Source organism: Rhizobium sp. TRM95796, from assembly GCF_025779995.1.
Classification (GTDB): domain Bacteria; phylum Pseudomonadota; class Alphaproteobacteria; order Rhizobiales; family Rhizobiaceae; genus Rhizobium_E.
This window is the reverse complement of record NZ_JAOXHE010000010.1, coordinates 78,323-89,708: the sequence shown is the minus strand read 5'-3', so window position 1 is coordinate 89,708 and position 11,386 is coordinate 78,323. Positions and strand designations below refer to the sequence as shown.

Genomic DNA, 11,386 nt, shown 5'->3' with positions numbered 1-11,386 from the left:
ATTATGTATATACATGAATCATAAAGATTGAAGCGGAATATCGATCATGGACCAGATTTTTTCGCGACCCGACGCGCTCTACAGAAATGCCCGCATCGCCACGATGGCGCCGGGCGCCGAAGGTCTCGGCGTCATCGAGAGCGGCTTGATACTGGTGCGCGACGGCCGGGTGGCCTTTGTCGGTGTGGAGGGCGATCTTCCCACCGGCGCTGAGCGCGGCATGGATGTGCAGGATCTCGAGGGACGTTGGGTCACGCCGGGTCTCATTGATTGCCATACGCATGTGGTGCATGGCGGCAATCGCGCTCGGGAATTCGAAATGCGGCTGGCGGGCGCGAGCTACGAGGAAATCGCCCGGGCCGGCGGCGGCATCGTCTCCACGGTCAGCCAGACCAATGCGCTGAACGTCGACCAACTGGTCGAAGCCTCGCTGCCGCGTGTGGACACGTTGATCGCCGAAGGCGTCACCACGATCGAGGTCAAATCGGGCTATGGCCTGACGATCGAGGGCGAACTCAACATGCTCCGGGCCGCACGCCGGCTCGGTGAGATCAGACCGGTGCGCGTGGTGACGAGCTATCTCGCCGCGCATGCCACGCCGGCCGCCTATAAAGGCCGCAATGCCGACTATATCGCCGACGTCGTGCTTCCGGGCATGACGGCGGCGAAAGCCGAAGGTCTCGTCGACGCCGTCGACGGGTTTTGCGAAGGCATCGCCTTCTCGGTGGCCGAAATCGAGATCGTCTTTTGTCATGCGCGAGAGCTCGGACTGCCGGTCAAGCTGCATGCCGAGCAACTCTCCAATCTCGGCGGGGCCAAGCTCGCGGCCTCTAATGGCGCTCTCTCCGTCGATCACATCGAATATCTCGATGATGAGGGCGTCGCGGCGCTCAAGGCGTCCGGCACGGTCGCGGTGCTGCTTCCCGGCGCCTTTTACGCCATTCACGAAACCCGCAAGCCGCCGGTCGCTTCGCTTCGTTCCGCCGGCGTCCCGATCGCCATCGCCACCGATTGCAATCCCGGCACCTCGCCGCTGACCTCGCTGCTTCTGACCATGAACATGTCGGCGACGCTCTTCGGCCTGACGGTGGAGGAGTGCATTCTCGGCGCCACCCGCAACGCCGCCCGCGCTTTGGGCGTCTCGGCTGAAACCGGATCTCTCGAAGCCGGCAAATCGGCCGACTTCGCCGTCTGGAATGTCGAGAGTCTGGCGGAACTCGTCTACCGCATCGGCTTCAATCCGCTGCATCTGCATGTCTTCAAAGGCGAAAGGATCTCGCTTTGACCATCACGCTCCATCCCGGCTCCGTGCCGCTCAATGACCTCGAAACGATTTTCTGGTCCTCCGAACCAGCGCGCCTCGACCGCTCTTTCGACGCGGGGATTGACAAGGCCGCGCGGCGGATCGCAGAAATCGCCGCCGGCAACGAGCCCGTCTACGGCGTCAATACCGGATTCGGCAAACTCGCCTCGATCAAGATCGACAACGCCGATCTCGCCACCCTGCAGCGCAATCTCATCCTGTCGCATTGCTGCGGCGTCGGCGCCCCGCTCGCAGACAATATCGTCCGCCTCATCATGGCGCTCAAACTGATTTCGCTCGGCCGCGGCGCCTCCGGCGTTCGCCTTGAGCTTGTCCGTCTGATCGAAGGCATGCTGGAAAAGGGCGTGACGCCGGTCATCCCGGAAAAAGGCTCGGTCGGCGCCTCCGGCGATCTCGCTCCGCTCGCGCACATGGCCGCAGCGATGATCGGCGAAGGCGAAGCATTTTTTGAGGGCGAGCGGATGCCCGCCGCCGACGCCTTGGCCAACGCCGGTCTTCAGCCGGTGGTGCTTTCCGCCAAAGAGGGACTAGCGCTGATCAACGGCACGCAGACCTCGACGGCGCTCGCTCTGGCCGGACTGTTCCGCGCCCATCGCGCCGCGCGTTCGGCGTTGATCACCGGCGCTCTGTCGACCGACGCCGCCATGGGCTCGTCGGCGCCGTTCCATCCCGATATCCATACGCTGCGCGGCCATAAGGGCCAGATCGATGCGGCGACTGCGCTTCGTTCGCTGCTGGCGGGATCCGAAATTCGCGAAAGCCATCTGGATGGCGACGAGCGCGTGCAGGATCCCTATTGTATCCGCTGCCAGCCGCAGGTCGATGGCGCCTGCCTCGATCTGCTGCGCATGGCGGCCCGCACGCTCGAAATCGAAGCCAATGCCGTCACCGACAATCCGCTCGTGCTGTCGGACAACTCGGTCGTCTCCGGCGGCAATTTCCATGCCGAGCCGGTGGCTTTCGCCGCCGACCAGATCGCCATCGCCATTTGCGAAATCGGCGCGATCGCCCAGCGGCGCATCGCGCTTCTCGTCGATCCCGCGCTCTCCTATGGACTGCCGGCCTTTCTCGCCAAGAAGCCGGGTCTTAATTCCGGCCTGATGATCGCCGAAGTGACCTCGGCCGCTTTGATGAGCGAAAACAAACAGATGTCGCATCCGGCTTCGGTGGATTCCACCCCGACCTCGGCCAATCAGGAAGATCACGTGTCGATGGCCTGCCATGGCGCGCGCCGCCTGTTGCAAATGACCGACAATCTCAACGCCATTATCGGGATCGAAGCGCTGACGGCGGTGCAGGGCGTTGAATTCCGCGCGCCGTTGCGCACCAGTCCCGAACTCGAAAAAGCCATGGCCGCCGTCCGCGCCGTCGTTCCGACGCTCGAAGTCGACCGCTACATGGCCGGCGATCTCGACGCCGCTTCGCGGCTCATCGCCGAGGGCGGGCTCACCGATAGCATCTCGCCCGGCCTGTTGCCGCGGCTCGAAAGCTGATTTTCAAGAACACGAACAGAGGGAACAGACATGACCGCCAATCCCCGCCACAATATCCGCGACGTCCGCGCCGCCACCGGCACTGAACTGACCGCCAAGAGCTGGATGACAGAAGCGCCGCTGCGCATGTTGATGAACAATCTCGACCCCGACGTCGCCGAACGGCCGCATGATCTGGTGGTCTATGGCGGCATCGGCCGTGCCGCCCGCACCTGGGACGACTTCGACAAGATCGTCGCGACGCTCCGGGATCTGAACGAGGACGAAACGCTGCTGGTGCAGTCCGGCAAACCCGTGGGTGTGTTCCGCACGCATAAGGATGCGCCCCGCGTGCTGATCGCCAACTCAAATCTGGTGCCGCATTGGGCGACCTGGGATCATTTCAACGAGCTCGATAAGCGCGGCCTGGCCATGTATGGCCAGATGACGGCGGGCTCGTGGATCTATATCGGCACTCAGGGCATCGTCCAAGGCACGTACGAAACCTTCGTGGAAGCGGGCCGCCAGCATTACGACGGTAATCTGACGGGCAAGTGGATCCTCACCGGCGGCCTCGGCGGCATGGGCGGCGCCCAGCCGCTGGCGGCCGTCATGGCCGGCGCCTGCTGCCTGGCGGTGGAATGCGACGAGACCCGCGTCGACTTCCGGCTTCGCACCCGTTATCTCGACGCCAAGGCGCACACCCTTGATGAAGCTCTGGCGCTGATCGACCAGTGGACCAAGGCGGGTGAAGCCAAGTCCGTAGGCCTGATCGGCAACGCCGCCGATATTTTCCCCGAACTCGTGCGTCGCGGCGTCCGCCCCGATATCGTCACCGACCAGACCTCCGCCCATGATCCGATCAACGGCTATCTTCCATCAGGCTGGACGGTCGCCGAATGGCGCGCCAAGCAGGAGAGCGATCCCAAAGCCGTCGAGAAGGCCGCGCGCGCCTCGATGAAGGTGCATGTCCAGGCCATGGTCGATTTCTGGAACATGGGCGTGCCCACGCTGGATTATGGCAACAATATCCGTCAGGTCGCCAAGGACGAAGGGCTCGAAAACGCCTTCGCCTTCCCGGGTTTCGTGCCCGCCTATATCCGTCCGCTGTTTTGCCGCGGCATTGGCCCGTTCCGCTGGGCGGCCCTGTCGGGCGATCCGGAAGACATCTTCAAGACCGACGCCAAGGTCAAGGAACTCCTGCCGGACAACAAGCATCTGCATAACTGGCTGGACATGGCGCGTGAGCGCATTTCCTTCCAGGGTCTGCCGGCGCGCATCTGCTGGGTGGGCCTGGGCGATCGCCACAAACTCGGCCTCGCATTCAACGAAATGGTGCGCAACGGCGAACTCAAGGCGCCCGTCGTCATCGGCCGCGATCATCTCGATTCCGGCTCGGTCGCCTCGCCCAATCGCGAGACGGAAGCAATGAAGGACGGCTCGGACGCCGTGTCGGACTGGCCGCTGCTCAACGCGCTCCTCAATTGCGCGTCTGGCGCGACCTGGGTGTCGCTGCATCACGGCGGCGGCGTCGGCATGGGTTATTCCCAGCATTCGGGCATGGTCATCTGCGCCGACGGCACGGATGATGCGGCGCGCCGGCTGGAGCGTGTTCTCTGGAACGACCCGGCCACCGGCGTCATGCGTCACGCCGACGCCGGCTACGACATCGCGCTCGATTGTGCCCGCGACAAGGGCCTGCGCCTGCCGGGCATTCTGGGCAACTGATGCGCATCCTCCGGCGGGACGCTTATCGCAAAATGCCGTGGAAGAACGGCAAGGGCGTGACCGAAGAGGTCGCGTCCTTTCCCGACGGCGCAGGGCTCGACGCGTTCATCTGGCGGCTCTCGATCGCGCATGTGGCGGAGGATGGACCTTTTTCGGTCTTTCCAGGCATAGACCGCACCATCACGCTGCTTTCGGGTGACGGCATGACGCTCGATTTGCCTGAAGAAAGCGTTGAGCTTCATGTTTCTGGCGACCCATTCGCGTTTTCCGGCGACCTGGAGATATCCAGCCGAAATCGTGGCGGACCGACAGCCGACTTCAATGTGATGACGCGCCGTGGCGTCGCGGTCCACCGCGTTTCGAAACGCCCTGCGGGGGGCGTGGAGGCGGCGGAGCTGACCTTCCTCGTCGTTCTGCATGGCGACGTGGAAGCGGCGGGTCAGCCACTGTCGCAATGGGACGTCGTCCGCCTCGAGAAAGGCGAGTCCTTGCGTGTGGACGGCGACGGGACGTTGCTCGAGATCGAGATTGCCCTGGCTGAAATCTGAGCTTCGGCGCGATGATGAACGTCGGCGCCGAGGCGGTCGATCCAGAGGCCTGATAACCTCCCGCCAAGCGGTTGATCCTGGCGATCAAGCCAGCGAAGCGATCAGGCTCTTCAGTTCCGGCTCCTGCACGCGGCGGGCTGCTTCCAGAAGAGGTGTCCATTCCGCAATTCGCATCCCGGTCTCGGAAAAGAACTCCGCGCATTTTTCCACAAAGACGCAGTGAACGGTGACCAGGCAGACTACGCCTTCCTTCTGCTTGACGTAGATATAGCGGCCGAGCGGCTTGTTTTGCACCGCGCCGGACACGCCGGCTTCTTCGAAGGCCTCGCGGGCCGCGGCCTCGCCGGTGTTTTCCCTTTTTTCGACCGCGCCCTTCGGCAGAACCCAGCGCCTGGAATCGCGGCTGGTCACCAGCAGGACCTCGGACCCGCCGTCGACGTCGCGTCGCAGGCAGAGGGCCGCGGCCTGTTCGACGAGCCGGCCGGCGCGAATTTCGCGCGTCCATGGGGCGAGGGTGGAGAGATAGCTTTGCACTCGGGTCCTGCGCTGGATGTCTAGGCAATTAGACAAGGCAGACTTAGCCCGATGACGCCGCCTCTCGCAATAAAAAACTTCGGTTCGAGATGGACGGCGTTCGCTCGCTGCGACGAAACGGCATGGGTGCGAAGATCGGCGACGTCATACGATGCGGCGGCAAGTCAAGGCTTGCACTCGCTTTTCCACGCGTCGCAGGTGGAGGTCAGCCGTAGAGCGCCGTCAGTTCCGCCTGATGACGTTTCATGATCTGATAGGCCGCAAAATCGCGCTCGTGCAGACGCGCCGCATCCGGATCGGGCGACACGGCGCGTCTGCCCGGATTGAAGGACACCGCTTTCCCCGCGGCCTTCTGCGACAGGCCGGACGCACGTAATGCGTGCAGAGCGCAACCAAACAATACTGAATCCCGGGTGGTGTCGGTGACGACGGTTCTGCCTGTGACATTGGCGTAGAGCGCGGGGATCAGCGGATGGCTCGCGAAACCGCCGGCCATCAGCAAGGTTTCAATATCGCCGGCGCCCGGCATGTTGGACAGGCTGTCGCGTATCGAACAGGCGAGACCGACGCAGGCCCGCCAGAACAGTTTGCACAATCCGTCGAAGCTTTCATCGAGCGTCAAGCCCGCCAGGATACCGGTCAAGTGCGGGTCGGTGACAGGCGAGCGCGCGCCGTGGAAATCAGGCAGAACGGTCAAAGGGGCGCCGTAGGCCGGGCCTTCGACCGCAAGCCGTTCGGCGATGGCGTCGAGCAACGTCATGGGGGAAGGCGGCGAGGCGCTTCGACCGGCAGGGTGAAGCCGGATCAGGTGATCGAGCAGAGCACCGGACGCGGATTGGCCGGCTTCCATCAACCAGAGATCCGGCAAGGCGACATCGTGAAATCCGCCCCAGCAACCGACCTTCGTCTCTGCGATGCGATCGAAGCGGATCACGCAACTGGACGTCCCGGCGATCAGCGCGGCCTTTCGATCATAATCGCCGCCTTCGGAAACGAAGGCCCCGATCGCCCCGGCATAGGCGTCGATCAGGCCATGGGCGACGAGGCAATCTGGACTCAGAAGGAGGTCGTCGGCGGCCGCCTGGCTCAATGGTGCGACGACCTGGCCGAGCGGCGTCGACCTTTCGGGAATTCCTGCCTTGTCCGCCAGGTCGGACAGGCCGATGCGATCATAGAAATCATCGGGCCGGGCGCCGGGCGCGACGGGTTCGTAGCCCCACTTGGCGGCAAGCGGCGAGTGCGAACGCGCGGTTGATCCGGTGGCGCGCCAGGTGAGATAATCGCAGAGATCGAAAATGTTGCCGGCTCGCGCCCAGGCTTCGGGTAGGTGTCGCTTCATCCAAAGCAGTTTAGGGGCCTGCATTTCCGGGGAAAGACGGCCGCCGAAGCGCGCGACGACGGGATTGTCCGCGATCGAGCATTCGTCCGATTCCGTTCGGGCGCGATGATCCATCCACAGCATCGTGTCGAATGATCCTTTACCCGAGGCTGAAATCGAGATCGGCGAGCCGCCCTTGTCGCGGGCGACCAGCGAACAGGTCGCGTCGAAGCCGATCGCCACGATCGCGTCGGCGGGTAAACCGGAGGTTTGGCGCGCTTCGCGGACAGAGCGGCACACCGCCGACCAGATCTCGTTGCTGTTCTGCTCGTAGTGGAGCGGCTGTGGTCGGTGAAGCCCGATGGGCGTCACGGCTCGCGCCAATTGCCGTCCGTCGATATCGAACACGCCAGCGCGCGCGCTGCCGGTGCCCACATCCACCGCGATGACATGTTCACCCATCAATGCCGTCTTTCGCTCTCCTCACCCGCTCGGCAAGTTGCAGCAAATCGGCCATCGCGTCAAATCGCTGGTCGGGTTCGAGAGCCTTGATGGCGGCATGATAGGTCTCGCTGCTCGCATGCGATCCGCCGGAGAAGGCGAAGACCGTCATGCCGGCCGCCCGCGCCGCCTGAACGCCGGCGGGACTGTCCTCGATCACGATGCTGCGTTCGGGGGAAAAGCCGAGCCGCGCGGCGGCGTGCAGAAAAAGATCCGGCGCCGGTTTACCCCGAGACACCATGGTGGCGCTGAAGATGCGGGGGCTGAACCGGCTATGAAGCCCCGTGACTTCCAGGCTTTTGGCGATCCGCTCCGGCTGGCTCGAAGAGGCGACGCAATAGAAGAAGCCGGCCGAGGCCAGATCGTCGAGCGTATCGGCCATATCCGGAATCGGCTGCAATTCCTGCTCGAAGCGAACGAACAGCCGTTTCCGCATCCTGTCGGGAAAATCTTCCGGCAGAGCGACGCCGAATTCCTGCCGGATCAGCGCCGTCATCGAGGAGAGACTACGCCCCAAGAAACGATCGGAGATCGAGTCGGCGTCGAGCGCAACGCCTTCCTCGGCCAGCATGGCGCGCAGCACATCCAGCGCGATCGGCTCGCTGTCGACGAGCACCCCGTCGCAATCGAAGATGATGAGCCAATCGCCGCCGTTGTTCTGTGTCGTCACCCGCCAAGCGTCCCGTCAAGATAGGCGCGCAAAGTCGCCGCCGTGCCTCTGTCCCGCAAACTAGCGAGCGCCTGGCCGAAGCGGGCGACGAATTGCGGGTTCACACCCACATCGCCGAAAATATCGCCGAGCGCAAGGAAGGCTTTCGGGTCTTGGCGTGACGCAAGCGCGGCTGCCTGCAATCTCTCGGCGTTCGCATCGTTGAACGCGATGGCTTTGCCGCTGTCGGAGACGCCTTCGAAATACCGGCACCAGAGCGCCGACACCAACGCCAGACCGACGACGTCGAGGCCCTTGGCAAGGCGATCGCTGGTGGATGGCAGGATGAACTTCGGCTGACGGTTGGATCCGTCCTGGGCGAGCCGCGGAATGGTGTCTCCGATCTTGGGATTGGCGAAGCGACGTTCGATCAGGTCGAAATAGTCGTTGAGACTGGTGTTCGGCACCGGAGGAACGACCGGAATGATCTCGTCATGCTCGAGCTTGGCGAGAAAAGCGCGGATCAGCTCGTCCTCCATCGATTCATGAACGAAATGAATATCCATGAGCGCGGCGGGGTAGGCGATCGCCGCATGGCCGCCATTGAGAATGCGCAGCTTCATCAATTCATAAGGGGCGACGTCCGGCACGAAGGTCGCGCCGACGTCTTCGAAAGCCGGCCGTCCAAGCGGGAAGTTGTCTTCCATGACCCATTGCTTGAATTCTTCGCAGAATACCGGCCAACCGTCTTCGATTCCATAGGAGTCGCGGGCGATGTCGATCTCGCGCTGTCCCGTCGCCGGCGTGATACGGTCGACCATGGAGTTCGGGAAGGCGACATTGTCGTGGATCCAGTGGGCGAAATCCGGATCGGAAAGCTTGGCGAGGCCAGTGACGGTCGCTTCGGTCACTTCGCCATTGCCAGGGATGTTGTCGCAGCACATCACCGTGAAAGGCGCGTTTCCTGCATCGCGTCGGGCCTTCAGTCCGGCGATGATCAGGCCGAACACGGTCTTGGGATGCTCGGGATCGGCGGCGTCGGCGACGATCGCCGGATGCTCCGGGTCGAACTTGCCGGTGGCGGGATCGATGAAATAGCCGCCTTCGGTGATGGTCATCGACACGATGCGGATCTTCGGATCGGCGAGCGTGTCGATGATGCGGTCGAAGTCGGGCGCCGTGATGATGTCGATCATCGGGCCGGTGATGGTGGCGGCCGAGCGGTTGACGTCCTGCTCGACGACGGTGGTGAGATAATCCTGCGCTTGAAGAGTCGCCTTCATCTTGGCGTCGGAAGCCATGACGCCCGCGCCGATGATGGCGAAATCATGGGCTTTGCCCTCGTTCATCAACTCATGCAGATAAACGGCCAGATGAGCGCGATGGAAATTGCCCACGCCGAAATGCACGATGCCGGCCGAGAGATCGTCGCGCCGGTAGCGGGGAACGCTGGCTTTGGCGGACAGCGCTTCGAGATTGGCGAGCGAGAGTTTGGTCATGGGCAGTCTCCGATCCTGGGGTCTGGGAGCCTCAGCTCATCCAGTTGCCGCCATCGACGTTGTAGGTTTGGGCGACGATGTAGTCGGCCTCAGCAGAGGCGAGAAACACGGCCATGCCCGTCAGGTCCTCGGCGCGGCCCATGCGCCCGAAAGGCACGGCTTCGCCGACGAGTTTCTTCTTCTCGCCCAGCGGGCGGTTCTCATGCTTGGCGAACAGGGCGTCGACGCCGTCCCAATGTTCGCCGTCCACCACGCCGGGGGCGATGGCGTTGACGTTGATGCCGTATTTGATCAGGTCGAGACCGGCCGACTGTGTGAGCGAGATGATTGCCGCCTTGGTGGCGCAGTAGACCGCAACCAGCGCTTCGCCTCGGCGGCCGGCCTGGCTGGCCATATTGATGATCTTGCCGCCTTTGCCGCGCTTGATCATCGATTTGGCCGCCGCCTGCATCGTAAACAGCGATCCTGCGACATTGATCGAGAACAGCGTATCGTAGCTCTGGCGGGTGATTTCCACGATCGGCGCGAGATCGAAGAGCGCGGCGTTGTTGACGAGAATGTCGAGGCCGCCGGTCTTTTCTTCGACCGCGGCGATCGCGGCGTCGATCGAGGTCTGGTCGGTGACGTCCATGCGGACGGCGTAGGCCGAAGCGCCGAGCTCCGACGCCGTCTGCTGCGCGCGTTCGAGGTTGATGTCGGCGATCGCCACCGTCGCGCCTTCGCGGATATAGGCTTCGGCGAAGGCGCGGCCGATGCCGCGCGCGGAGCCGGTGATCAGCGCCGATTTTCCGTCAAGCCTGCTCATCGGACGGCCATCCCCTTGTCGTTGAAGCGATGAATGCGTTTGTCGTCCGGCGTCAGATACACCTCATGACCATGCCGGAACGTCGTGTCGCCATCGGCGCGAACCGTCAGGCTGCCGGCTTCTTCGGTGTGGATATGGAGGAACGTGTCCGAGCCCAGATGTTCGGTGACGCCGACCTTGCCCTTCCAAAGACCTTCGGTCGAAGACAGCCGGACATGTTCCGGGCGAATGCCGATCGTATGCGCGCCATGCGGAGCGGCCGCTGCGCCGGTGACGAAATTCATGCGCGGCGAACCGATGAAGCCGGCGACGAACAGATTGTCGGGACGGTTGTAGAGATCCATCGGCGAGCCGACTTGCTCGATATTGCCGGCCTGCAGCACGACGATCTTGTCGGCCATGGTCATCGCCTCGACCTGGTCGTGGGTGACATAGATCATGGTGGCCCCGAGCTGCTGGTGCAGTTCGGAGATTTCCAGCCGCATCGAGCCGCGAAGCGCTGCGTCGAGGTTCGAGAGCGGTTCGTCGAAGAGGAAGGCCGAGGGTTCGCGCACGATGGCGCGGCCGATGGCGACGCGCTGACGCTGGCCGCCCGAAAGCTGGCCGGGCCGGCGCTCGAGATAGTTGGTGAGGTTGAGAATGCGCGCGGCGTCCTTGACCTTCTTGTCGATGGCTTCGGGCGCCATGCCCGCCATTTTCAGCGGGAAGGCGATGTTCTTATAGACGCTCATATGCGGGTAGAGCGCGTAAGACTGGAACACCATGGCGAGCCCGCGTTTGGCGGGCGGCGTCTTGGTGACATCTTTTCCGTCGATCTCGATATGGCCGGAACTGGTGTCCTCGAGACCGGCGATCAGCCGGAGAAGCGTGGACTTGCCGCAGCCCGAGGGGCCGACGAAGACGACGAATTCGCCGTTTTCGATGGAGAGATCGATGCTCGGAATGACCGTGGTCGCGCCGAATGACTTGTTGACCTTCTTGAGTTGGATCGTGCCCATCGTTGTTTCT

Annotated in this window: 10 protein-coding genes; 4 read left to right on the top strand and 6 right to left on the bottom strand. The window is 63.3% G+C overall.

The window, feature by feature from the left end:
• Positions 1–46 precede the first annotated feature (46 nt).
• From hutI to OCK01_RS20245, 4 genes are read left to right on the top strand one after another with little or no spacing between them, the layout of a single operon-like run.
• Positions 47–1,285: an imidazolonepropionase gene (hutI, locus tag OCK01_RS20260; RefSeq protein WP_263825513.1), complete on the top strand. Its 1,239-nt coding sequence runs from the start codon at positions 47–49 to the stop codon at positions 1,283–1,285.
• Positions 1,282–2,817, top strand: coding sequence for a histidine ammonia-lyase (gene hutH, locus OCK01_RS20255; protein WP_263825512.1), 1,536 nt, complete (start codon positions 1,282–1,284; stop codon positions 2,815–2,817). Before hutI ends, hutH begins: the two co-directional genes overlap by 4 nt.
• Positions 2,818–2,847: 30 nt before the next feature.
• Positions 2,848–4,524, top strand: coding sequence for a urocanate hydratase (hutU, locus tag OCK01_RS20250; protein ID WP_263825511.1), 1,677 nt, complete (start codon positions 2,848–2,850; stop codon positions 4,522–4,524).
• Positions 4,524–5,072, top strand: coding sequence for a HutD family protein (locus OCK01_RS20245; RefSeq protein ID WP_263825510.1), 549 nt, complete (start codon positions 4,524–4,526; stop codon positions 5,070–5,072). The genes hutU and OCK01_RS20245 overlap by 1 nt, the downstream gene beginning before the upstream one ends.
• An 84-nt stretch (positions 5,073–5,156) precedes the next feature.
• On the opposite strand, the gene OCK01_RS20240 is transcribed toward OCK01_RS20245, so the two are convergent.
• The 6 genes from OCK01_RS20240 to OCK01_RS20215 form a co-directional block, all read right to left on the bottom strand.
• Positions 5,157–5,606, bottom strand: a complete 450-nt coding sequence (locus tag OCK01_RS20240) for an NUDIX hydrolase (RefSeq protein ID WP_263825509.1) — start codon at positions 5,604–5,606, stop codon at positions 5,157–5,159.
• Between the two features lie 205 nt (positions 5,607–5,811).
• The gene (locus OCK01_RS20235; RefSeq protein ID WP_263825508.1) at positions 5,812–7,386 is read right to left on the bottom strand and encodes an FGGY-family carbohydrate kinase; all 1,575 of its coding nucleotides are present in this window, start codon (positions 7,384–7,386) and stop codon (positions 5,812–5,814) included.
• Positions 7,379–8,095: an HAD family hydrolase gene (locus OCK01_RS20230; RefSeq protein ID WP_263825507.1), complete on the bottom strand. Its 717-nt coding sequence runs from the start codon at positions 8,093–8,095 to the stop codon at positions 7,379–7,381. Before OCK01_RS20230 ends, OCK01_RS20235 begins: the two co-directional genes overlap by 8 nt.
• Entirely contained in the window at positions 8,092–9,573 is a 1,482-nt protein-coding gene (locus OCK01_RS20225; protein ID WP_263825506.1) for a mannitol dehydrogenase family protein, read from the bottom strand. Before OCK01_RS20225 ends, OCK01_RS20230 begins: the two co-directional genes overlap by 4 nt.
• Before the next feature lie 31 nt (positions 9,574–9,604).
• Positions 9,605–10,378: an L-iditol 2-dehydrogenase gene (locus OCK01_RS20220; protein ID WP_263825505.1), complete on the bottom strand. Its 774-nt coding sequence runs from the start codon at positions 10,376–10,378 to the stop codon at positions 9,605–9,607.
• The gene (locus tag OCK01_RS20215; RefSeq protein ID WP_263825504.1) at positions 10,375–11,376 is read right to left on the bottom strand and encodes an ABC transporter ATP-binding protein; all 1,002 of its coding nucleotides are present in this window, start codon (positions 11,374–11,376) and stop codon (positions 10,375–10,377) included. The genes OCK01_RS20220 and OCK01_RS20215 overlap by 4 nt, the downstream gene beginning before the upstream one ends.
• Between the last annotated feature and the right edge of the window lie 10 nt (positions 11,377–11,386).